The organism is Planomicrobium sp. CPCC 101079 (assembly GCF_007859275.1).
Lineage (GTDB): Bacteria > Bacillota > Bacilli > Bacillales_A > Planococcaceae > Planococcus.
Genome location: NZ_VOHC01000032.1, coordinates 90913 through 114257 on the forward strand (window position 1 = coordinate 90913; position 23345 = coordinate 114257).

At 44.8% G+C, this 23345-nt stretch carries 22 protein-coding genes; 7 read left to right on the forward strand and 15 right to left on the reverse strand.

All coding sequences use genetic code 11. From position 1 onward, the window contains the following. The first annotated feature begins 90 nt into the window (after positions 1–90). Positions 91–2022, forward strand: a complete 1932-nt coding sequence (locus FQV28_RS17705) for a S9 family peptidase (protein ID WP_146497845.1) — start codon at positions 91–93, stop codon at positions 2020–2022. Positions 2023–2077: 55 nt separating this feature from the next. On the opposite strand, the gene FQV28_RS17710 is transcribed toward FQV28_RS17705, so the two are convergent. Continuing rightward, complete coding sequence (locus FQV28_RS17710; protein ID WP_146497846.1) at positions 2078–2944, reverse strand: HAD family hydrolase; 867 nt, start codon at positions 2942–2944, stop codon at positions 2078–2080. A 239-nt stretch (positions 2945–3183) separates the two neighbouring features. Here FQV28_RS17710 and glcT point away from each other — a divergent pair, with 239 nt between their 5' ends. From glcT to FQV28_RS17730, 4 genes are all read left to right on the forward strand, one after another. Continuing rightward, positions 3184–4026 carry a glucose PTS transporter transcription antiterminator GlcT gene (gene glcT, locus FQV28_RS17715; protein WP_146497847.1) on the forward strand — a complete coding sequence of 281 codons (843 nt, stop codon included), beginning with the start codon at positions 3184–3186 and terminating at the stop codon, positions 4024–4026. A gap of 178 nt (positions 4027–4204) precedes the next feature. Next, positions 4205–6274: a glucose-specific PTS transporter subunit IIBC gene (gene ptsG / locus FQV28_RS17720; RefSeq protein WP_146497848.1), complete on the forward strand. Its 2070-nt coding sequence runs from the start codon at positions 4205–4207 to the stop codon at positions 6272–6274. Positions 6275–6376: 102 nt separating this feature from the next. Further along, positions 6377–7168 carry an endonuclease/exonuclease/phosphatase family protein gene (locus FQV28_RS17725; protein ID WP_146497849.1) on the forward strand — a complete coding sequence of 264 codons (792 nt, stop codon included), beginning with the start codon at positions 6377–6379 and terminating at the stop codon, positions 7166–7168. A gap of 290 nt (positions 7169–7458) precedes the next feature. Next, entirely contained in the window at positions 7459–7755 is a 297-nt protein-coding gene (locus tag FQV28_RS17730; protein ID WP_146497850.1) for a hypothetical protein, read from the forward strand. Positions 7756–7858: 103 nt separating this feature from the next. On the opposite strand, the gene FQV28_RS17735 is transcribed toward FQV28_RS17730, so the two are convergent. After that, a complete protein-coding gene (locus FQV28_RS17735; RefSeq protein ID WP_146497851.1) occupies positions 7859–8797 on the reverse strand; it encodes a Gfo/Idh/MocA family protein in 939 nt (312 codons plus the stop codon). A 572-nt stretch (positions 8798–9369) separates the two neighbouring features. Between FQV28_RS17735 and ytvA the strand changes: the two genes are divergently transcribed. Then, the gene (gene ytvA / locus FQV28_RS17740) at positions 9370–10143 is read left to right on the forward strand and encodes a YtvA family blue-light photoreceptor (RefSeq protein ID WP_146497852.1); all 774 of its coding nucleotides are present in this window, start codon (positions 9370–9372) and stop codon (positions 10141–10143) included. Positions 10144–10257: 114 nt separating this feature from the next. Here ytvA and FQV28_RS17745 read toward each other — a convergent pair whose 3' ends face one another. Together FQV28_RS17745 and FQV28_RS17750 are read right to left on the reverse strand one after the other, a co-directional pair. After that, positions 10258–10533 (reverse strand): GNAT family N-acetyltransferase, encoded by a 276-nt coding sequence (locus FQV28_RS17745; protein ID WP_146497853.1) that lies wholly within the window; start codon positions 10531–10533, stop codon positions 10258–10260. Then, the gene (locus FQV28_RS17750) at positions 10533–10952 is read right to left on the reverse strand and encodes a (4Fe-4S)-binding protein (protein ID WP_222433283.1); all 420 of its coding nucleotides are present in this window, start codon (positions 10950–10952) and stop codon (positions 10533–10535) included. The genes FQV28_RS17745 and FQV28_RS17750 overlap by 1 nt, the downstream gene beginning before the upstream one ends. 438 nt (positions 10953–11390) lie before the next feature. Between FQV28_RS17750 and FQV28_RS17755 the strand changes: the two genes are divergently transcribed. After that, on the forward strand, positions 11391–13046 hold the full coding sequence (locus FQV28_RS17755; protein ID WP_146497854.1) for an alkaline phosphatase: 1656 nt from the start codon (positions 11391–11393) through the stop codon (positions 13044–13046). A 52-nt stretch (positions 13047–13098) separates the two neighbouring features. Here FQV28_RS17755 and FQV28_RS17760 read toward each other — a convergent pair whose 3' ends face one another. The 11 genes from FQV28_RS17760 to FQV28_RS17805 all read right to left on the reverse strand — a co-directional run bounded on the left by FQV28_RS17760 (position 13099) and on the right by FQV28_RS17805 (position 23345). Next, the gene (locus FQV28_RS17760; protein WP_146497855.1) at positions 13099–13863 is read right to left on the reverse strand and encodes an ABC transporter ATP-binding protein; all 765 of its coding nucleotides are present in this window, start codon (positions 13861–13863) and stop codon (positions 13099–13101) included. Beyond that, positions 13860–14654, reverse strand: coding sequence for an ABC transporter ATP-binding protein (locus FQV28_RS17765; protein ID WP_146497856.1), 795 nt, complete (start codon positions 14652–14654; stop codon positions 13860–13862). The genes FQV28_RS17760 and FQV28_RS17765 overlap by 4 nt, the downstream gene beginning before the upstream one ends. Then, a complete protein-coding gene (nikC, locus tag FQV28_RS17770; protein WP_146497857.1) occupies positions 14651–15490 on the reverse strand; it encodes a nickel transporter permease in 840 nt (279 codons plus the stop codon). Before nikC ends, FQV28_RS17765 begins: the two co-directional genes overlap by 4 nt. Then, positions 15481–16434, reverse strand: a complete 954-nt coding sequence (nikB, locus tag FQV28_RS17775) for a nickel ABC transporter permease (protein WP_146497858.1) — start codon at positions 16432–16434, stop codon at positions 15481–15483. Before nikB ends, nikC begins: the two co-directional genes overlap by 10 nt. Next, on the reverse strand, positions 16435–17961 hold the full coding sequence (nikA, locus tag FQV28_RS17780; RefSeq protein WP_146497859.1) for a nickel ABC transporter substrate-binding protein: 1527 nt from the start codon (positions 17959–17961) through the stop codon (positions 16435–16437). A gap of 423 nt (positions 17962–18384) precedes the next feature. Further along, entirely contained in the window at positions 18385–18726 is a 342-nt protein-coding gene (locus tag FQV28_RS17785; protein WP_146497860.1) for a hypothetical protein, read from the reverse strand. 104 nt (positions 18727–18830) lie between these two features. After that, entirely contained in the window at positions 18831–18968 is a 138-nt protein-coding gene (locus FQV28_RS19335) for a hypothetical protein (protein WP_186763931.1), read from the reverse strand. A 264-nt stretch (positions 18969–19232) separates the two neighbouring features. Beyond that, entirely contained in the window at positions 19233–19961 is a 729-nt protein-coding gene (locus FQV28_RS17790; protein ID WP_146497861.1) for a GntR family transcriptional regulator, read from the reverse strand. Between the two features lie 65 nt (positions 19962–20026). Continuing rightward, positions 20027–20809, reverse strand: a complete 783-nt coding sequence (gene frlD, locus FQV28_RS17795; protein WP_146497862.1) for a fructoselysine 6-kinase — start codon at positions 20807–20809, stop codon at positions 20027–20029. Positions 20810–20873: 64 nt separating this feature from the next. Next, on the reverse strand, positions 20874–21887 hold the full coding sequence (locus FQV28_RS17800) for an SIS domain-containing protein (RefSeq protein ID WP_146497944.1): 1014 nt from the start codon (positions 21885–21887) through the stop codon (positions 20874–20876). 81 nt (positions 21888–21968) lie between these two features. Next, on the reverse strand, positions 21969–23345 hold the full coding sequence (locus tag FQV28_RS17805; protein ID WP_146497863.1) for an amino acid permease: 1377 nt from the start codon (positions 23343–23345) through the stop codon (positions 21969–21971).

Below are 23345 nucleotides of genomic sequence, written 5' to 3' on the forward strand. Positions count from 1 at the left end.
TTCTATATTTGTTTAAATTTTTAAACAATTTCGGGTTCCGTAATGATAAACTAGAAAAAACCCATACAAATAGAGCGGGAGGAAAAAACGATGACTCAAAAAACAATGGCTCCGTACGGCAGCTGGAAATCTGTGATATCGGCAGATTTAATAACAAAAGATACTGCCGGCATTGAACATGTACTGCTGAATGGCCAAGATCTTTACTGGATAGAAGCACTGCCTTCGCAAGCAGGGCGCAACACCGTAGTCAAACACTCTTCAGATGGCAGCCCGATCGAACTCACTCCAGCACCTTTCAACGTGCGGACCCGTGTACATGAGTATGGCGGAGCTCCTTTTTTAGTTCATGGCTCCAGTTTGTATTTTTCCAATTTCGAAGACAACTTGCTTTATGTGCAAACTGAAAATCAGGCGATTAAACCAATTACTGCAGATTCCAACTACCGATACGCCGATGCAGCAAGTGATTCTTTACGCAGCCGTTTGTATTGGGTGCGTGAAGACCATAGCGAATCGGCAATTTTTGCCGAAACGGCTATCGTTGCAATGGACTTGGATGGCAGCAACGAGAAAGTCATCATTTCAGGCAACGATTTCTACTCCAATCCACGTATCAGTCCCGATTCCAAGCAATTGGCTTATGTGACTTGGAACCATCCGAATATGCCCTGGGATGAAACCGAGCTTTGGGTTGCAGATTTGAACGGCGATGGCTCCGTTTCCAACGCCAAGCGGGTTGCCGGTGGACCGAAGGAATCCATTATTCAGCCGGTCTGGTCGCCGGGCGGCGTGCTCTATTTTCTATCCGACCAGTCAGGCTGGTGGAACATTATGCGCCAAAAGGGCAACGATGTTGAAGCGGTCTGCCCGATGGAAGCAGAGTTCGGTTCGCCAAGTTGGATATTCGGCAGGTCTGATTATGCCTTTATCGACGAAACGAATATAGCCGCCGCTTACACCCAAAACGGGTCGCGGCGGCTTGCAAAAATTGATGCGCAAACCGGGGACATTGCGCCTTTTGAAGTTCGTTTCAACTCTTTTTCTTTTATCCAGTCAAACGGTACGGAGCTCGCTTTTATCGCGGCTTCGCCAACGGAGTTCCCGCGTGTGATCCGAATGGATCCAGAAGGAATCCGTATCAAAGAAATCAAGGCTTCGTCCGGTTTGGCCCTTGATGCTGAGTACTTATCCATCCCTGAATCGATTGAATACCCGACAGAAGGCGGGAAAACCGCGCATGCCATTTACTACCGGCCGAAAAATCCGGACTACGTGGCTCCAGCCGATGAAAAACCGCCTTTATTGGTGCATGTCCACGGAGGCCCGACCAGTTCCTCCCCTTCGACACTCAATCTTGCTCTCCAATATTGGACCAGCCGCGGCTTTGCGGTGGTGGATGTAAATTACGGCGGATCCACCGGTTATGGCCGCGAGTACCGCGAACGGCTAAAAGGCAATTGGGGTATTGTGGATGTGCAGGATTGTGCCAATGCAGTGAGGTACCTTGTTGAACGCGGGGAAGTTGACAGCAGCCGGGTCGCGATCGCCGGCGGCAGCGCCGGCGGATATACGACACTCGCCTCTCTTGTCTTTACCGATGTCTACACTGCGGGAGCAAGCCATTTCGGATTGAGCGAGCTGGAGATTTTCGCCCAGGAAACGCATAAATTCGAATCGAGGTATATGGACGGACTGCTTGGCCCATATCCGGAAGCAAAAGATGTCTATTATGAACGCTCGCCTATTCACTTTAGCGGCCAATTGTCCTGCCCGGTCATTTTCTTTCAAGGGACCGATGACAAGATCGTCCCGCCAAACCAAGCGGAATTGATGGTGGAAGCGCTAAAAGCGAAGGGCTTGCCGGTAGCTTATATATCATTTGAAGGCGAAGGCCATGGTTTCCGGATGGCCCAAAACATCAAACGTTCCCTTGATGCAGAATTTTTCTTTTACAGCAAAGTCTTCGGGTTCACGCCTGCCGATGAGATTGAGCCTGTACCGATTGACAACCTTGAATAACAGTAAAAGAAAGCTATGACAGTGTTGTCATAGCTTTCTTTTTTTCTATCAAATACTACTGAGTTTTCACTGCCAAGATATTCGATTTTAGGTATCGGTAGACACCGTCTTCATCGCATGTGAATTCCGTTACGTCATCTGTAATCGCCTTTATGTGGTCTGGCGCATTTTTCATGGCTACCGCATAACTGACATATTGGAACATTTTCACGTCGTTATCGCTGTCGCCAATTGCCAAGGTCTTACAACCCGTTAATCCGAAATGATCGAGCATCTGTTCAATGCCGCTGGCTTTACTGACATTTGCGACCATCACTTCTGCATTGTGCGGTGAAGAAGGCGTCATCGTGAAAGCCATCTCTTTTTGGAGCTGCTTAAGCTCTATTTTCCAGTTGTTGATGTGTTCCCTTGATCTTGCAAAGAAATAAAATTTCGAAAAATGAGTGCCTGTGATCGTTTCTTTCCACGCAATTTCTTCATTGATGGCTTTTTTGCGGGAAATCCATTCATTGATTTCAACGCCTTCAGGCTGGGGATCCCTGACTTCAGCTTCCACATACTCCCTGTCTTGCTGCAGCACCATTCGAGGTTCGTTGTATGGAAACAGCTCGTAATAGACTTTGTTCTTCCGCGCCCGTTCAATGATGGTATCCACCAGCTCACGCGACAGCGAATGCTCGAACACCGCTTCTTCTTCAACATATCCAGACATGCCGTTGGCAGTGATGATTCCATCTACCGCGAAGCCTTCCGGAAGCATTTCCTTCAATTCTACCGACGATCTTCCGGTTGCGATAAAAACAAAAATGCCTTCGCTCCGGAGCTCATCAATGATCGTTTTCGTATTCATGCTTACTTTGTTGTGATGGTTTAAAAGAGTGCCGTCCATATCCAAAAAAATAGCTTTCGGTTTTATTGCCAATGCGCTTCCTCCTAGTTTTGCAGTTGATATATATTTAGCTAGTATACGCTTAGCCATTTCCAAACTCAACGATGCTCCATCAAACCAAAATGCCAGAATAAGAATATGGTGAATTAAATGCCTATATTGAATATAATGAAGAATGAAGAAGTATCCGTAACCACGTATACTAACGAATAAAGATCTGTTTGAGCATGCCAGTCACGCAACCTATGGCCTGCTGGCGGATGGAGGCTGAAATGAAACAGATATTGACTATAAAAAAAGTGCTGAACAACAACGTAGTTATCGCTCAGCATGATATATATAAAGAAGTTGTCTTGATCGGCAATGGCCTTGGCTTCAACCGGACAAAAGGCGAACCTATCTCATTTGATAAAGCGGATAAAACGTTCCTGCTGAAGGACGAAAAAGAAAAAGAACAGTATGTCAACTTGATCCCCCATATTGAAGAAAATTTAATCGGCTTTACCCATGAATTGCTCTTGTTTATCGAAAAAGAAATGGGCAAGGAACTCAACGAGCATATCCATGTCGCATTGACCGACCATCTCGCCTTCGCAATCAATCGGGCAAAAAAAGATATGCATTTTTCCAATCCATTTCTATACGAAATTGAAGCGCTGTATCCAAAAGAATATGGTGTGGCAAAAGCAGTAGTGAAACGTGTGGAAGAACAAATGAATATTGTCTTTCCAGAAGGTGAAATCGGTTTTATCGCACTTCATATCCACAGCGCCGTAACAGACAAATCGTTGCGCGACATCAACCGGTACAACCTTCTTATTTCACAGCTTGTTGAACTTATCGAGGCCAATCTCAGCCTTCAGTTGAAAAGAGACGATGTGGATTATCACCGGCTCATTCAGCATCTCCACCGGGCAATCGACCGGGCACACCAAGGCCAGCCACTGGGTGAGGAGAATAAATTAGAAGAGGTATTGAAAAAAGAATACCCTGTATGCTATAATCTTGCCTGGAAACTAATTAAAGTCATGCAAAACCAATTGAATAAGCCGGTCGATGAAGCTGAAGTATTGTACTTAACGATTCATCTTCAACGCTTGCTTCATAAATCCTAAATCAACCATACGTGTTACTGATTCGATCAGGCATGAGTATGAAAAGATGTACAGGTTGCTTAAAGGGGGACGTCTCCCCTTTTTCAACCTATCTCTTTTCTGCTCATGCCTTTTTATTGTGATGAAATGGCTTTAATTGGGTTTGCAGCTTTTATTTTTCAATAAGGAGGAATTTTTCATGTCTACTAAATCTGCAAAGTCCAGCAACCTGTTCGGCACGATGCAAAAGGTCGGTAAAGCATTAATGCTTCCGGTCGCGCTCTTGCCTGCAGCAGGTATTTTGCTGGCTTTCGGAACGAGCTTTGCACAAGACTCGTTCTTAGAAGCGGTGCCATTCTTCGGCGCTGACTGGATTCAAAAATTATTGTTTGTCATGGCGGAAGCCGGCGGAGTCGTATTTGATAACCTGCCATTGCTATTCGCAGTTGGAGTTGCCATTGGCCTTGCCGGCGGCGATGGAGTGGCGGGTCTAGCAGCCATTATCGGTTACTTGATCATGAACGTCACAATGAAAGCATTCGGCGACATCACTGCCGAAATGACCACTGATCCTAAATACGCCGAGGTGCTTGGTATTCCAACACTTCAAACAGGCGTTTTTGGCGGTATCATCGTCGGTGTGTTAGCCGCTTTCATGTATAACAGGTTCTTCAACATTAAATTGCCTCAATTCCTTGGATTCTTTGCAGGCAAACGTTTCGTACCTATCGTTACCGCTTTTTCGGCGGTGTTCCTCGGTATTGTCATGTTCATGGTTTGGCCATTCGCCCAAAACGGATTGAATGCGCTGTCGCATTTCATGCTAGAAACGAACCGGACACTTGCCGCTTTTGTCTTCGGGACAATTGAACGTTCATTGATCCCATTCGGTTTGCATCATATTTTCTATTCACCGTTTTGGTTTGAATTCGGTTCATACACAAACGCGGCTGGCGAAATCATCCGCGGCGACCAGCGGATCTTCTTCGCCCAGCTGCAGGACGGCGTCGATTTCACAGCCGGTACATTCATGGCTGGTAAGTTCCCGTTCATGATGTTCGGCCTTCCAGCGGCTGCGCTTGCTATTTACCACTGCGCACGTCCTGAGAAAAAGAAAGTTGTCGGCGGAATCATGGCTTCAGCCGCTTTGACTTCTTTCCTGACAGGAATCACAGAACCACTTGAATTTTCTTTCTTGTTTGTTGCACCGGTTCTTTTCGGTATCCACGCTGTTTTTGCTGGATTATCGTTCATGATCATGCAAATTCTTAATGTTAAAATTGGTATGACTTTCTCAGGCGGACTTATCGACTTCTTGCTCTTTGGCGTTATGCCAGGAAGAACCGATTGGTGGTGGGTCCTTATCGTAGGGGCTTTCTTCTCAGTCATTTACTATTTCGGTTTCCGCTTTGCTATTAAAAAATTCAACTTGATGACACCTGGGCGTGAAGAAGATACAGAAGAAGATGAAGACGGCGAAGAAGTCGGCGATCTTCCATATGAAATTCTTGCTGCGATGGGCGGCCAGGAAAACATCACGCACCTTGATGCTTGTATCACCCGCTTGCGCGTCAGCGTAGAAGACAAAAACAATGTAGACAAAAACAGACTGAAAAAGCTTGGCGCTTCCGGTGTCATGGAAGTCGGCAACAACATCCAGGCAATCTTCGGGCCAGTTTCAGACAGCCTGCGCGGACAAATGCAAGATATTATCAATGGCAAAAGACCACGTCCACAAGCTGCAGCTCCAAAAGCGGCAAAACAGGAAGAGAACGTTGCGGTAAGCAAGGCTGCATTGGAATTCAGCAGCCCGCTTACGGGAGAAATTTTGCCGATTACTGAAACTCCTGACCAAGTATTTTCCGGCAAAATGATTGGCGATGGCTTTGCAATCCGCCCAACAGACGGAAAAGTCGTTTCACCAGTCAACGGAAAAGTTGTCACTGTGTTCCCGACAAAACATGCAATCGGAATCGCAGCAGACAATGGTACAGAAATCTTGATCCACATCGGAATCGATACAGTCCACTTGAAAGGCGAAGGCTTTACATCGCATATCGAACAAGGCGATCTTGTTGAACAAGGCCAGCTATTGATGGAAGTTGATTTGGATTATATTGAAAAAAATGCAGCCTCTATCGTAACACCAGTTGTCTTTACGAACCTGGAAGAAGGCCAAACTATTGAACTCAAAAAATCTGGCAATGTAACTGCCAACGACCAAAACATTATCTCAATTACTCCTGCGAAAACAGGTACAGTGAGCTAATCTTCACCTCTTAAAGCCCGGATGCTTGCGAAATTGCTTCGCTAGCATCCGGGCTTTTCTTAACTTGAATTAAATATCATAGAGACTGGGAGGATGATAAAGTTGAAACTGCTTACGCTGAACTGCCATGCTTGGTTAGAGGACGATCAACTCGAAAAGATCACTCACTTGGCTCAAGCCATTAAAGAAAAAGATTATGATGTGATTGCATTGCAGGAAGTCAATCAATCCATCAAAGAGCAACGGATCACCGAAAATCTTACACAAGATAATTTCGCCGTCGTCTTATTGCGCCAGTTGGAAAAAATCGGTATGAAAAGCTATTCGCTTGTATGGGATTTCTCTCATTTCACCTATGGAAAATTTGAAGAAGGTTTGGCTATCTTAACAAAGCATCGCGTAATAGAAGAACACTCCTTCTTCGTCAGTAAAGACACCGATCCGGATGTATGGAAAACCCGTAAAATTGTCGGAGCAAAAATTGATTATAACGGCACCCCAATCTCTTTCTACTCTTGCCATACAGGATGGTGGCACGATGTGGAAGAACCTTTCAAACATCAAGCAGATGTTCTGCTCGAGCAAGTAAACAAGGAAGAGTTGTTCTTTCTTTTAGGTGATTTTAACAACAACGCTTTTTTGACAGGAGAAGGCTATGACTATTTGATGGCCCAAGGGCTTTATGACACCTACTCCCTTGCCAAGGACAAAGATGAAGGCATTACCGTCAAAGGAAAGATTACAGGCTGGAACAACAACAAAGAAGATTTGCGCATTGACCTAATCCTAATGAGCAAATCGCTTCCGGTCATTTCTTCAAAAGTCATTTTCAACAACGCCAACAAACCCATCGTCTCTGACCACTTCGGTGTTGAAGTTGAAATTGAAGCATAAGAAAAAGACCCTCTCTTACAAGAAGAGGGTCTTTCAGACTGTAGACAAAGTCTATGATTAAAGAATAGAGGTACATAAAACCAACCGGTCCGGCCACTTCGCTTTCCGTGGGCTTGGTTTCAGCCTCCTCGCCACTGGAAAAACGGTTGCTCCTGCATCGCTGCGCTAGCTTCGTCGCAAAGACTTGGCCTCACTGCCTTCGGCCAATGTCTTGTCTGCGGGGTCTTCCGCTCAAGTCGCTGCGCTGCTCCCACAGGAGTCTGCGTGGCCGGTCCGGTTGGGTGTCTTTCTTGAATCCAGGCGACTCCCTCCACCCCAAGTGTCTGGATGGAGGAAAAGATGGCGCAAGGCACCGGGTATTCACTTCTTGCATAGGCACCGGAGCGCAAGCCGGCGGAAAACCACCTGCTCCTGCATCGCTGCGCTGCTTCGTCGCAAAGGCATTGCCCGAACAGCCTTCGTGCAATGCCTTTCCTGCGGAAAAGCGAAGTGCCGAAATCCACTCGGGACGCCAGGACCGAGTCCGTTCGGCGCGAGCCCGCGGAAAGCGTCCGGCTGAAGCAGAGGTGCCGGTCGCTTTCCGGTAAAATGTGTATCTTTATTCCGTTAAAAAGTTAATTATTCTTTTGTCTACAAGTTTAAAGACCCTCTCTTACAAGAAGGGGGTCTTTTTCTTATGCCAGTGTCGCTTTATTGAAGCAGTTTCACGACTTTCCTGGAGATTTCATGTGTGTTGATGGCTGATTCCACTTGCTTGTTGTTTACGCACTTGATGAATTCTTCCAGCTCGTAATACATTGTATCGAATTCATGTGGCACTGAAAGGTCTTCTGTCTGTCCGTCTCTATACTTGATTACGATATTCTTTGGATCACTGATCCGGTCAATTTCAATGACACCATTCTCGCCTTGGATTTCACTCGGCAAATAGGAATCGGATATTTTCGAATACATGATGACCGCTTCCACCCCATCGTAATCAAAAATCATGCTGCCTTGGCCGTCCGCCCCCGTAGACAACAAATATGTATTTTTCAGGACCGCTTCCGGCTCGCCTGCCAAGTGGACGATAGGCGCGATGCAGTAAACCCCTAAGTCCATCTTTGCGCCGTTCCCAAGTTCAGGCTTGAAAGCATTCTCTACAATGCCTTCTTTGTATTTATCGTACCGGGAAGAATACTGGTTATAATGGAAAACAAAACGGCGTAGCTGCCCAATTTTATTCAAATTCTTTTTCAAATTAAGGAAAGACGGCGTCACCGTTGACTTCATCGCCTCCATATACGTCACTTCATGTTTCTTTGAAGCTGCGATCACCTGGTCCATTTCGTCGACGGTAACAACTGCCGGCTTTTCGCAGAGAACATGGATGCCATGCTCTATTGCGAGTAAGCTATGTTCCACGTGGAACGAATTTGGTGATGCAATGTATACAGCGTCGACGGTTCCGCTTTGGAACATTTCCGCCATATCGGTATATACGTTTTTGACTTGATACTTTTCCGCAAACTCTCTGCCTTTTTGCTCAGTTCTGGAAAAAACAGCCCCGATGCTAAAATCAGGATGCGCTTTTGCCGCTTTGATAAACCGATCGGTGATCCAATTTGTTCCGATAATTCCAAATCTCATAATGCTCCCTCTTTTCATTCCACTAATTTTAAATTCTCTACCTCTGTAACCTACCCCAACTTTACTTCCAACGCAAGGTTGCTTTCATTTACGTCCTGTAACTCTGCATAACAAAAAACACCTTGCCCAAAGGCAAGGTGTTCCCGATAATTTGCGGCGTTCCAAGCCACGCTCCACAACGTGTTCCTAAAAGGAATGCTTGTCCGTCTTACGCAAACGAGCTCATCGCGTCTCTAACAATAAATCATATTAAAAAAAGTGTCAATGTTTTCAACTCAAGCATAGATGAATGATGCGTTTCTGCCGGCAATAGTGAATGATTGGTTAAGAGGCATAAAGTTATGTATAATTTCATAGTAACTTTACATACAAGAATATAGGAATGATGGTTCACTATGCAGGCATGCCAAAAATCTTTCCTTTACAGTTATTAGCTGAACCAACAGCTTATTCTTGAATAACCGTTTACAAATAGATTGGGACAAAGCCAGATTAAAGCGCGTATCTTCTCTGACTTTCTTTAATTTTCCTTAGTCCAATACAACATTAGGACACGATTGGAGTTGTTTTGATTGAAAACCTTAAGCTATCCCACCCAACTTTCGCTTTTTGAAGCAATGTTGGATGGAAGCCGCGTAGCGACTTCTGTAACAGACCCTGAATTACAGGATAACCCTTTGATTTATACGAATCGGACGTTTGAGGCGTTGACGGGTTATTCCCGAGAAGAAGTTCTAGGGCGCAATTGCCGGTTTTTACAAGGGAAAGACACAGACCCAATGGTCATTAAAGAAATCAAGAGAGCCATTGAAATACGGAAAAGTGTGACGGTTACACTCAAGAATTATCGGAAAGATGGCAGCCCTTTTTGGAATCGCTTAAACATCGAACCAGTGACTGTCGAAGACCGCTTGTATTTTATCGGAACACAAACCGATGTATCGACGGAATATCTTCACCGTCAAGTATTGGCTGAAAAAGATGAAGAGATTAACCGGCTTTTACTGCCTATTTTATCAATCAGCGAAACTATGGGAGCTGTTACGCTGGTAGGGGAAATGACTAGAGAGCGTTTTGAAGTATTGACATCCAAGCTGAGCGAATACGTTCAGAAAAATCGTTCCCGGCATATTATTATTGATATTTCCGGAGTGTTTTGGGAACAAGGCTACTTCTCCAGCCGGTTACTGATGATTCAAGGTGTACTTCGACTGATGGGCACCAAGCTTTATGTTACAGGAATCTCGCCAAAAGCCGCGATTGAAATTGCGGAAATGCGTGAACCTACTAAAGCACTGTTAACGTTCGCTACCGTTCAAAGCGCAATTGAATTTTCTCAGCGTTAATTCGTGTGCTGATAATAAGCAAGATAAAAAAGCTGAATCTCGAACGGGACTGTTTTAAAAATCCCATTCGAGATTCAGCTTTTTGTCCTTACATTGAAAGAACTGAGATTTGGATTACTTTGCTAAAACGTCCTGGTATTCCGGATGCACTTGAAATTGCTTTTTAGCGAAAGGACAAAGCGGGACAATCATCAACTTCTCTTCCCTTGCAAATTCGATCACTCTTTTCACCAATGCTTCCCCCACTCCTTGTCCACGCAATTTTTGGGCTACATGGGTATGATCCACAATGATCCGGCTAAGGCCTGTCGGAACATAATGGACTTCTGCTTCTGTCTCAACCTCGTTATCTCCTATATAAAATTTGTTTTCTCCTGTTTTTATGTCCATCACTTGCTCCCCTCTCCTTTGCATATTGAACTTTTGTCGCAGAATGGCTGATTATGCGAGTGTCCGCATCCGCATAATATAGCGCGGTAAGTTTTCAGCTCGCCTTCTTCGTGGCTAATCCGCAGGTCTCCCCTAACCAACAATTGCTGCGAAGAAGTTGGCGTTATTACCGTTGGCGCATCCGGCAATTCGTTTGGCCGCTGGTCTTTCCTCAGATATTGCAGCGCGCCGCTTGGACAACGCGCAATCACTTCTGCAACCGCATCCGCTCCCCCTTGATCCGGAATAATCCATGGCCGCCGTTTTGTATCAAATACTTGAGGATGCCCTTTTACACATTCAGCCGCATGGATGCATAAGGCTGGCGTGAAAGAGACATTTATCTCCTCTCCCGTGTACACTTTCGGAACCCATTTCACAATCTCAGCTCCCTTCCTTCGATTAATATACACACCTGCCCTAACTTCTGGTGTACTCTCCTTCTAGCAGCTTTTTCTCTTCTAACGGCATTCGACGTTCGATACACTTCTCCTGCCCCTTATTTTCTTGGATATTAATAAAATCAACTTCCAGCAATTTAATAAAGCCGCTCTAGAGGCGGCTTTGAATTATACTTGCGTTTGTTCTTTTGTTCCACACAAGCAATTTTCTTTTTTTCAGGTTATCAAATAGTAATTCTAATATCGGCATCGCCCATTTAATAGAATAAAATTCCACCTAACCTGTTAATTTTTTCTTTATTTTATTTACATAGTTTTACATAAAGTTTTCCGTAAATTCATATTCATGAAATGTTCATGCTCTATTATAAATATCAGCAAGACAAATCGTACATATATTAGAGGAGGAACATATTAATGACTAGCAATTTCAAAAAGAAAGCAGTTGGCGTTTCAATAGCTGCCGCTGTAGCCCTTTCTTCTTTAGGTTTCGCAACAACCGGCCCAGCTATTGAAGCAAAGAACAAGAAAAACGAGCCGACTAATGTCATTATGATGGTGATGGACGGAACTAGTGCCGGCGCCACCAACCTGGCAAAATGGTATAAAGGCGGAGACCTTACATTGGATAGCATGCTTGTCGGAGGTATGCATACACATTCTGCAGAATCTGCAATTACCGATTCCGCCCCAGCTGCAACTGCTTTAGCGACTGGCAACAAATCGAATGATAAAGTCGTCGGACTTCTTCCTAAAGTTGTAACTTCTCCGGGTGTCGATCCGGTTGCTCCAGAAGATGTTTACAAACCGGTTGCCAACGTATTAGAAGGCGCGGAATTACAAGGAAAATCTACAGGCATCATTTCTACTTCAGAGATTCAGCACGCAACGCCTGCAGGCTTCTCTTCCCACGCTACTCACCGCACTAACTATCAGGATATTGCTGAGCAGCAAGTTTACCAAGGGATTGAAGTTGTACTTGGAGGAGGAAAAGAGTCCCTAGAGCCAGGAACAACTAAAAATGCACGTGTAGACGGTGAAAATCTAGTAGATGTAATCAATGAAAACGGCTATGACTTTGTTGAATCAAGAGACGAGCTTTTGAATTCAGACTCAGACAAGCTATGGGGATCATTTGCACCTTCAGCACTTGCCTACGATTTTGACCGCGAAGCAACAGCGAATGACCAGCCTTCTCTTGCTGACATGACGAAAAAAGGAATTGAAACCCTGTCAAAAGATGAAGACGGATTCTTCCTGTTTGTCGAAGGAAGCAAAGTGGACTGGGCAGCACATGCGAACGATACTATCGGGATCATAAGCGAAGTATTGGCTTTTGACGCTGCAGTAAAAGAAGCGGTTGAATTTGCGAAGAAAGATGGCAACACAATGGTTATCGCGGTCAGCGACCACGGAAACAGCGGAATCACGATGGGGAACCAAAATACAAACTCAAGCTATCCTGAAACTCCGGTTTCAGATTATATCGAGCCTTTGAAGAAAGCGTCGATGACAATTGAAGGCGCTTTGAAGACATTAAAATCTGACCGCTCTAACATTGAAGAAGCAGCAGCACTTTACGGTTTGGATAACTTGACTGAAGACGAAGTAAACAAATTAAAAGCATCGAAAAACGTGCAATCAGATATGGTTAAAATGCTCGCACAACGTGCGAACATTGGCTATACAACTGGCGGACACACTGGCGAAGACGTCTTCTTGTATGCTTATGGCCCTTCTAAGCCATTTGGTTTGGTAGACAATACCGACATTGCTAAAACAATGGCAGAATTCATGGACTTTGATCTTGAAAAAACTTCTGACAAATTGTTCGTCAACGCAAAAGATGCTTTTGAAAAGAAAGGCTACAAGACTCGCATAGATGTGACAGATAAAAACAACCCGGTATTCGTGGCAGAAAAGAACAAGACAACCATCGAGTTGCCTGTCAACAAAGACGTTGCCCATGTAACACAGAACAACAAGACTTTTACTAAGACGCTGGACGGCGTTACCGTTTATAACGGAGAAGATTTCTTCGTATCAAAAGAGGCATTCAACCTATCAAAATAATACGGCAAAAAAGTGCTTCCCCGGTGTTTTAAACCAGGGAAGCACTTTTCTTTTATTGATACAGTGAAATCAATTCTTTTGTATAGCTGTGCCGGTTTTCAAAAAACAGTTCTTCTCTGCTGAAGCGATCCATTATGCTTCCTTCCTTCATCACCAGAATCTTCTGGCTCATCGCATTCACCGCTGACAAATCATGCGAAATGAACAAATACGAAAGTTCAAGCTGTTCACGAAGGCCGTTCAGCAATTTCAAGATGGAAGCTTGAGACAAGATATCCAAGCTTGATGTCGGCTCATCCAATATAATTAACGCCGGCTCCAAGCTGATAGCGCGTGCTATCGTGATCCGTTGCTTTTGCCCACCGCTCAATTCATGAGGATAGCGATCGGCCAATGCTATTGGCAGCTCCACTGCCCCCATCAACTGCTTTGCGAAATCGGCCTCGTTCGCATACTGAAAATGCCTTAAATCTGCTTGAGCGCCGTATTGGTAATACGGATCCAGCAAGGACTCCCGGATTTTCAATTTTGGGTTTAACGATATTGCGGGATTTTGCATGACCATCTGGATATTTCTCCGGTAAGGCCTTAGGTTCCGTTCGTTCTTATTTTGCAGCGCCATGCCGTTGAACAGGATTTCTCCCTCATCTATCGAAGCAAGCTGTAAAATGCAACGGGCCAGCGTACTTTTTCCGCAGCCGCTTTCCCCGACAAGCCCGACGCATTCCTTCTTTTCCAGCGAAAAGGCGATATTTTTCAGTACAGCGTCTCCATTCTCATAAGTTTTGCTGACATTATTCAGTTCTAGTAAGCTCATTTTGCAACCTCCGGAGAAGATAGTGGGGATCTAAGGGTTGGGGCAGCTTCGATCAGCAGCTTGGTATATGGATGCTTTGGCTGATTCAATATTTGCTCCTTCCTCCCCTGCTCAACGATTGCCCCTTCTTTCATCACCACAATATGGTCTGCATAGTTCTTCACATGCCGCAAATCATGGGTAATGAATAAAATCGAGCAGCCGGTTTGCTTTTGCAAGTTCGACAAGAGTTCCAGGATTTTGAATGATGAAATGCTGTCCAATGCTGTCGTTGGCTCATCCGCAATCAGAATATCTGGATTTAAAAGAAGGGCCAAAGCGATTGAAACACGCTGAAGCTGGCCTCCGCTCAGCTGGAAAGGATAGCGGCGATATATTTCCGGTTTTAGCCCGACAGATACTAAAGCTTCCTGGGCTTGTTGTCTCCTGTCCTTTTTTGAAAGTGCAAGATGCGTCTTTTGAAACTCGTCAAAATGGCGGCCGATCGTTAAAAAAGGAGTAAATGAACCCTGGTAATCTTGGAAAACATAAGAAAGGTTTTTCCCGCGCATCTTCCGCATTTCTTTGGCAGGCATGGCAAGCAAGTTTTCTCCTTTATACATCACTTCTCCTTCAGCCTTCAAATTTGGTCCCAACAACTGGCCGATGGCTGATGCGGTGATGCTTTTTCCGCTTCCGCTTTGGCCGACAATGGCCAGCCATTCGCCCTTGCCAATTTCTAAAGAGATTTTTTTGACAAGTTCCATCTCCTTGGCTGCGACAGATAGATTATGGATCGATAGAAGACTCATGAACTCAATTCCTTTTTCACGTCAAATTTATCTCTTAGGTAATCGCCCAAGAGATTTGTCAGCAGCACGACAAAAACAATGGCCAATCCTGGAAAGACCATCAAGGATGGCACCGACTGAAAATAAGGCCGGGCATCGTTCAGCATAGCCCCCCATTCAGGGGCAGGCGGCTGCGAACCAAGGCCGATATAGGACAACGAAGAAATCAACAAGATGATTTTCCCAAGGTCTAAACTTGCCAATACAAGCACATGCCCGATGATATGGGGAAATAGATGCTTTGACATGATTCGCCACGAGCTTAGGCCGTTGATTTTCGCCATTGTTATATAATCCTTATGGCGTTCGGAGCTGACGATGCTGCGCACAAGGCGGGCATAATTGACCCACTTGACCATCACGATGGCAATCAAGAGGTTGTCAATGCCGGGTCCGAGCAAGCCGCTTAAAACAATGGCTACAATGGTGTCAGGGAACGACTGGAAAGCATCTGCTATACGCATGAAAAAGCGATCCAAAAATCCTCCTTTAAAGCCTGCCAAAATACCGCATGGAACCCCGATGGCCACGGCAGCTAGCAGCGCCAGCAAACCATAGCCGACAGTCAGCTGCGAACCAAGGAGAATCCGGGTCAATACGTCGCGCCCCAAGTGATCTGTGCCGAGCGGATGTTCCAGGCTCATCGGCAGCAGCCTTTCGTTCAGATTGACGAAGGATGGATCGTATTTCAAAACTAGAAATGCGTACGCTGCAACTGCAGCTGTCGTACCTAGTAAAATGAGCAGCCCTATAGTTTTATAAGTTGGTTTATTGAATTTTGATACACTTAACTCCATCCTTCATCCCTCTTTTCTTTCAAACGCAATTCGGGATTTAAATAGCGCAGCGACAAATCCGCCAAGCTGTTTACTATGAAAACAAACAGCGCCATAACAAGGATGTATCCTTGAATCACGGGGTAATCCCTTCCCCTTATTGCGTCAACGACCATTTTGCCGATGCCCGGATACGCAAAAATCACTTCAATTACAACCACTCCACCAATCAAACTGCCCAGGCTGACACCAAAAACAGTGATAACCGGCGGCAGGCTCGCACGAAAGGCATGAGTGAAAAATATACGAATTTCCGAGATGCCCCTTGCGCGCGCGGCCCGGATATATTCATGGCCCAAAGAATCGATCAAGCTAGACCGCAACAGGCGCACGTAAACACTTGTAATCGCCAGCCCCAACGTAATAGAAGGAAGGATGGCAGAAATTATGCCGTCCCTCCCCATCGTTGGAAGTATTCCAGAGCGCACCGCAAATAAATCGATCAAGATCAGCCCCAGCCAAAAGCTCGGCACTGCGGCTCCAACAAGCGAGATGCCGCGGCTGAGCTGGTCAATCCATGTGCCCCTATGCAGCGCCGCAAGCGAACCAAGGGGCACTGCAACCAAAACCATGACAATCAGCGCACCTGCAGTCAGTTCCAGCGTTGCCGGAAGGCCACTGAAAATCATCTCCATTACCGGTTGGTTGGTAATATATGAATTTCCGAAATCCATTTTGGCAAAATCCAAAAACCAGTTGCCATACTGCACCAAAAGCGGATCATTGAAGCCCATATCTTCACGGAGTTCCTCGACCTGCTCGTTAGTCACAGAAAGGTCATCCACTTGAAGAATGGACAGGACCGGATCCCCTGGGGCAAGACGGGCGAAAAGAAAGCTGACAAAAGTAATGATCAATAAAAAAACCAGTACTTCGAATAATCTTCTGCTTAATATACGGATCACTTAGTTCACGTCCAATTTGTTCGTCAACATATAATATTCACTCCGTGAGGTCACCCAATTTTTCACTTTGTCCGAATTATAGGCAACCAGCGTATTCGGATGCAGGATAAACGAGTTGTACACTTGTTCGTCGACGTAGGCAGCGATTTCTTCCGCTATATCCGAACGCTCCTGCTGGCCTACTGTACTGTTGAGCTGATCGATCATTTCTGTTAGCTGATCGTCATCAGCACCGCTGAAATTCAATGCCCCTTTTGGATGGTAGGTCGCATTCAAATAGTAACCTGCATCCCCTCGAGGTGCCGTCAAATTGCTGTAGGTTGTCAAATCCCAATCGCGGTTTGCCGCCATGTACTCTTCCGGTATTTCAATTTGCTGAATGGTCACTTGGATGCCCAGTTGCTTTGCATCCGACTGGAAAATCTGCGCAATCAATGGCAAATCTGCGCGGGCGCTGTACGTCAGCATTGTCAGCTCGAGCGGTTTGCCGTCTTTTTGCATGACGCCATTCGTTTCTGTATAACCCGCTTCTTTTAAGAAGTTTCGGGCAGCATCCATGCCGCTCTGTTTTTCAGGGTAATCCGGAGCGAAAGAAAAAGATGACGGAAACGGCCCGGCCGCAACTTCCGCATGCCCTTTCAAAATCGTGTCCGAAATCATTTGGCGATCGATTAACGCATCGAGCGCCTTGCGGACATTGATGTCCTGAAGCGGCTTCCGCTGGAGGTTCATCGTCATCTGGTGGACACGGAATGTCGACGTCGATTCCACTTCCACACCTTCCATCGCCTTCAAGCTGTCTAAACTTTCCACTTCCGGCCGGAAAACAATGTCAGCATCCCCCGATTGAAGCGCGAGCGATCTGGCATTGGCATCTTCGTTAAATGAAAACGTGGCCGTTTCCAAAAGAGCTGCACCGTCCCAGTAGCCATCATAACGTTCTAGCTTTACCGCTGTCCCGGGAGTAAACGAAGAAACCGCGAATGGTCCGGTTCCAACCGGTTTATTGACAAAATCCGTTTCTGACACGTCGATAATGGACGTATTAGGGTGGACCAATTCGGAAGGGAATTCGGGAAATGGAACTTCTGTTTTGATCGTCAGTGTGTGGCCTTCGGCTTCTATAGACTCGATGCGCAGCGCGTTTTTAATCGCAACGCTGTCTTTCATCGCCCGTTCCAAAGAAGCCTTGACTGCAGCACCGTCCATCGGATTGCCATTTTGGAACGTTACGTCATTTCTCAATTGGATGGTCCACGTTTGTCCGTCTTCACTCGTCCAGCTTTCTGCGAGCCACGGTTCAATCTTCAAGCTCTCGTCGTTCAAATGGACCAACGTTTCGGTAATCCCGGCCCTCAAAGAAACATAGCTCGTATCCACATTCGGATCCAGGGAGCTTGTTGCAAAATTGAAGAGCAGATTAATTTCGTTCTTGCCGCCCGTTTGTTCTGCCGTCTCAGAAGAACAAGCTGCCAGCAGCAGGACTGCTAAGATGAATACAGTAAAAGTTTGCGATAATTTCCCCATTAAAAATCCTCCTTAATTCCTGCCCCCTGCTTTTACAAAAGACATCACTTTTTTCATTTCACTAATAGAATACTCAAATAGTAAGTGTTACGATTTAAAAAAGGGTAAAAAATTTTTGACAGCTATGGTTATTTTGTTTCTTATGTATGTCCATGCTTTTCGCCATGCTTATGCGAAGAAATTTCCTCTGCATGGATTGAAGATTCTATTCCAATCAACAAATAGTAAACATTACGATTAACATCATATAATGCCAGAAGCTAAACTGCAAGGTTTTTTTATAGCCGGGTTTATAGGAAGGCGTCAGTTACTTCCATTGGCTCAAGAATAAAGGAAAAGATCTCATCGTAAAAAAATCATCCTAATTCGCAGGTCTATACACCTCACGAATCAGGATGATTCTAACTATAGTAACGAGTAAGCCTAACTATAGTCTGAAGAATCTCTTTTAGAAGAATTTTCTTTTTTGATGAAATACCTGGCGTAGAGCAGCACGTTCAGCACACATAAGAAAAAAAGAATGATAAATAAATAAGAAATGACAACGTCCCCGCCTGGATATATACCATCCGCCAAATACCCCGCAGTAAGCGCATTAGTAATTGATACTGCCGTCGCCACAACAACGAACAAGCCAATGGTAAAACCGTTGATCAATCCATAACGATTGAAAGGGCGAATTGTTAAAGCCATCAATATTAGGGAAATAGAGATAAAGAAAACAAAAATAAACCGTATGAAAAAATAGATTTCTAGACCCTCCAAAGAAAATCCCCCTTTTTTATTTGCTGTTCCTAAAATCGTACTTTTCTTTTGGAATGGTTAGTACGTGCCCATTGATTTTACCTTATCGTCATCAATCCACTCATTTATTGCTGATTCCTCTCTGCAATCCCAATACCTGCAGGCAATCTCTGCACATCAAAAAATACCCAATGCATTCCATATCCTGAAAGAGCAACAATACTTATCAACCTGCTAATGCCGATTAATAAACCTTTCTTCACATCGCCCTCTTTAATTACAACGCGAATAAATAAAATTAGTTCGGTTTCTTTTATTAATAGTTGTACAAACTAAAAAATAGCACCTGAATTCGCCTTTCAAGGTCATCAAACCTTGCGAATTAAGGTGCTATTTCTTCGTTTCAAGCTTTATTGCTTATTGTTAAATTGCTATAGTTCCGGATACTGATTGAAAGTTTTGAACCATTCAGCCGACTGGATTCCTTCAGATTAAGCAGTCTTCTTTTCATATCATCTTCAGCTTGATCATTTCGCTCGGTGAACGGTTAAATTCACCTTGTTTGTTTCGCACATAAAGGTGGAGAGATGGACCGGCTCGTCATTGGCATCAAACGCAATCTTTAAAATCCTAAATAGGTTTGCGCCGATATCGCATTCCAATAACTTAGCGTACTCCGGTGTGGCACCGATCACATCAATGATTTTATCGTTGCTGACGATTTCCGTCTGGTATTCTGTTGAAAGAATTTTGTATGTCGACTCATCCATGGCAATCTTTTTCTCCAAATTAGGAAAACGAAGCAAGGAGAAATGAGCGATATCGTAGAAAAGAGGCTTGTCATCCACGTACATAAGCCGTTCCAGTTCCAAAACAGGGCTTTCTTCATCAATCAACAGGTGGCCTGCCACTTCTTCAGAAGCCGGAATCACTTCGCTTCTTAAAATCCGGGAGTTAGGAATCATGCCCAATTGATGGCTAAATTCAGAGAAGCCGCTTACAGAAAGCAATTCGTTGTGGAATTTTTTTGTGGTCACAAAGGTTCCACGGCGTGGAACACGTGTTAATGTCCCTTCTTTCACCAGTTCCTCTATCGCTTTTCGGATCGTGATGCGGCTTACATTATAGATTTCGCAAAGTTCAGCTTCTGTTGGAATCTGTTCATCGGGTTTATATTTTCCATGCTGAACATCATTCTTCAACATTTGCCGAATCTGCATGTATAACGGCTGGGGAGTTGAAGGATTTAAATTCATACGTATTCATCCTTATCCATCGATAGATTATGTATCCCCTATTATACATAGATTCTAAAAGCCCGTCACCACGCGCCAAAAAAGCGGATGGTTTTGGCTGCCGTTTTGGCTCCCGATTCCATGCATTGATTAACGGGCAGCCCTTTTACCATCCCGTAAAGGAAGCCCGATATGAAAGAGTCTCCCGCTCCCATCGTATCCACTATCTCTGTTTCCACTATCCCTTGGTGGTGGAACTGTCTCCCGTCATAGGCAAGTGAACCGTTTTCTCCTAAAGTCGCTACTGCAATTTTAACTCCCTGCTTTTGCACGTCTTTTAAAAATTGCCGGATATACTCGTCATCTTTTATGTAGGAGAAAAAAGCGTAATCAATAAACGGTGCTAAGGTTTCTACAAGAGAGTGGCTTAGTTTATCGGAGAAATCAAACGAAGTCAGCATTCCCATTTCTTTGAATACGGGAAACTTGTCTTCAGCATGCCCCCAAATTCCTGCATGCACCAGCCTATGTGTTCCGATGAAACCGATTTCTTCTTTGGTTAATGAAAATTCAGCCATGACACCTTCATCATAGTCCCCGAAACAGCGGTCATTTCCGATCAATTCTACTTGTGTAACCGCAGTTTTCCCCTCTTTCTTTGACAAGTGGGTAACATCAACGCCTTTTTCTTGAATTTTGTCTTTCAGTGCTTCCCCATACTGATCAGAACCCACCCATCCAATATAAGCAGCATCTGCGCCTAACCCTCTTAAATACACGGCCACGTTTACCGGATTCCCTCCTGGATAGGCTTTCCCATGCGGCTGATAAACATCCATGCAATTATCGCCAACCGTAACGATTTTCATCAGTTCCCCCCACTTTCTTCAACAATGAATGGATGAGCACTACAAAGTAGTGCTCATCCATTTGTTAATATGCCATTTGCCGGTAATATCTTCTCAGCGTTAATGGATGATTTCTTTCGCGCTCAAGGTATACACTGATTCGGCTAAGAAGAGCCCAGTTGATGCTGACAGAAAAGTGCTTTCTGAATTCTTCGCTGATTCCTTCCATCTCGAAATCTTTCGTATCAATAACAGTAAGCTGTTTTGTAATCTTTTCAGCAAATCTCTCAACACGATCCATTAACGGTCTCGTCTCATCTTCGCCTTTCAGCAAAATAACACTCGTGTCTTCAACCACCAATTCAAGGGTTCCGTGGAAGAATTCGGCTGCGTGAATCGACTTGGCATGGATCCACTGCATTTCTTCCAGGATGCACATCGCGTAGGAGTAAGTGTTGCCCCACAAGTTACCAGAACCGACCATCATATGGTAATCCGTATCTTTGTGTTCAATCGCAAACTCTTCCGCTTTCGCATCAAATGCCTTCACTGAACTTAAGATAGCTTGCGGCAATAACGCAACTTCCTCCGTGAATTGTTCATACTGTGGAAATTCATTATTGTTATACATGAAGCGGAACACCACCATGTATAACAGCATGAAGAATGTGTCAAAAGAATGCGTTTCTGATCCAGTCGTGATGCAGTGGTCGACAATTTGAGTAAGCGGCGTATTCGGCTCTGCCACCAGTGCAATCGTAGTCGCTCCTCTTTCCTTGCAGAATTTAGCCGCTGCGACTGTTTCTTCCGTTGTTCCGGATACGGATGTGAAAATGCAGACAGAGTCTTCGCTGAAGCGTCTATTGTTCATTACCATGAATTCTGCTGCTATTTGCGCTTGAACTTCAATTGTAGAATTTGATTTTAAAATGTATTCGTAAGGGTACATCATCGCAATCGTTCCACCTGCACCAATAAGGAAAATGTTGCTGTATCCTTTTTTGCAAATCCCGTCTACGATTTTTTCGATTTGTCCTCTATAAGCTAACCCTTCTCTTTCAACCAGTTTCAGGAATAGTTCTTCATCGTATTTTAGCACTGTCATCTTCCTCTCAACTTCTATTTGTTATGTCTTGTATTATAATTGAATATAACAATTAATTCAAATAGTTTCCATTCTTTAATCAGCAGGCCTGATTTTCTCTGCTTCAATTTGCCAAACCGCCGCATCTTCGCTCTTTCTGCCGCCATATTTCTTTTCCCAGTAGTAATATACGGGAAGTCCGGTTGCAATAACGATCAATGCAGCAATCATGCCTTCGATTGGAGCCCATGTGAACGTGCCCCAGGCCAGCCAAGCAGCGCCAAGAATGGCCAGCACTGTAGTTACTCTCCACATTGGCATGCGGTAGACCGGCTTGTAGTCGCCTCTTTTGCGGCATTTGTAAACAGCAGCAAAGTCCATAATGTTGATAAGCAATTGAATAAGCGTGAAATATCCCAGCAAGGCAGTCAGGTTGCTGAACATAACCAAAATGCATGCGTACGTCACTTGGACAATAATCGAAAAGCTTGGAGTTTCATATTTAGGATGAACTTTCGCAAAGCGCTGGAAGAATAATCCGTCTTTCGCCATCGCATATTCCAGGCGCGGCTGGAACATGATGCATGAACTCAAAGATCCCAAGATTACAATAATGGCAGTAACCGCCACAAAGGACGAAGCAATATCAGAGAATCCCGGGATAAACTTTACAGCATCCGATAATGCTGCATTGGAAGCCAGAAGGCTCTCGAAAGGCATTAAGCCGATAACGCAAACCGCCAGCAAGGTATATAAACCCATCACGATTAAAATGGAGGAAATAAGGGCACGCGGGAGGACTTTGCCCGGGTTTTTGAACTCCCCTGCCATAAAGCAAATGGCTGCCATTCCCGTATAAGCCCAAGTAGTGGCGGAAACACCGCCGATTAGACTTGTATTCACGGATCCACCTGCGGGAGGTGTATATGAGAAATTCCCAGGATTCATGTACATTAACCCTAAACCGATAACAATCAAGAACGGAACGATTTTAACCGCTGTAATAATAACCTGGAACTTGCCGCCTTCTTTGACACTCCGGTAATGGATGGAAGTAATAATCAAAATGATGGCTATGCCAAGCAATTTTCCAGGCAGGCCATCGAAGAATGGCAGAAACGTCGCTATATACGAAACAAGCGCCAACGCCATAATTGCGATGGATGGAGGATCCAAAGCCCAAAACGTTGCCCACCCATATAAAAAGCCTAAAGGCCGCCAACCGGCTTTGTTCAAGTAAACGTAACCGCTTCCATTTTGCGGATAGGCAGTAGATAATTCTGCCAATACCATGACTTGCGGAATGGCGATAAGCCCCCCTATTATCCAAGCGAGAATCGAAATCGAAGGGCTGCCTGCAGCCCGCGCAACATCGCCTGATGACACAAAAATACCCGATCCTACTGTTGTACCGACTGCAATTGCTAAAGCTGCCCAAAACCCAAGCTTTCTTGTAAGTGCGCCATTGTTCAT

Bases quoted from the DNA above. Each gene is read 5' to 3' on its own strand.
- FQV28_RS17765 (WP_146497856.1), bottom strand. From the start codon at position 14,654: ATGAGTCTTCTATCGATCCATAATCTATCTGTCGCAGCCAAGGAGATG.
- FQV28_RS17735 (WP_146497851.1), bottom strand. From the start codon at position 8,797: ATGAGATTTGGAATTATCGGAACAAATTGGATCACCGATCGGTTTATC.
- FQV28_RS17805 (WP_146497863.1), bottom strand. From the start codon at position 23,345: ATGAACAATGGCGCACTTACAAGAAAGCTTGGGTTTTGGGCAGCTTTA.
- nikC (WP_146497857.1), bottom strand. From the start codon at position 15,490: ATGGAGTTAAGTGTATCAAAATTCAATAAACCAACTTATAAAACTATA.
- FQV28_RS17760 (WP_146497855.1), bottom strand. From the start codon at position 13,863: ATGAGCTTACTAGAACTGAATAATGTCAGCAAAACTTATGAGAATGGA.
- FQV28_RS17755 (WP_146497854.1), top strand. From the start codon at position 11,391: ATGACTAGCAATTTCAAAAAGAAAGCAGTTGGCGTTTCAATAGCTGCC.
- frlD (WP_146497862.1), bottom strand. From the start codon at position 20,809: ATGAAAATCGTTACGGTTGGCGATAATTGCATGGATGTTTATCAGCCG.
- FQV28_RS17790 (WP_146497861.1), bottom strand. From the start codon at position 19,961: ATGAATTTAAATCCTTCAACTCCCCAGCCGTTATACATGCAGATTCGG.
- FQV28_RS17745 (WP_146497853.1), bottom strand. From the start codon at position 10,533: ATGGACATAAAAACAGGAGAAAACAAATTTTATATAGGAGATAACGAG.
- ptsG (WP_146497848.1), top strand. From the start codon at position 4,205: ATGTCTACTAAATCTGCAAAGTCCAGCAACCTGTTCGGCACGATGCAA.
- FQV28_RS17705 (WP_146497845.1), top strand. From the start codon at position 91: ATGACTCAAAAAACAATGGCTCCGTACGGCAGCTGGAAATCTGTGATA.
- glcT (WP_146497847.1), top strand. From the start codon at position 3,184: ATGAAACAGATATTGACTATAAAAAAAGTGCTGAACAACAACGTAGTT.
- nikA (WP_146497859.1), bottom strand. From the start codon at position 17,961: ATGGGGAAATTATCGCAAACTTTTACTGTATTCATCTTAGCAGTCCTG.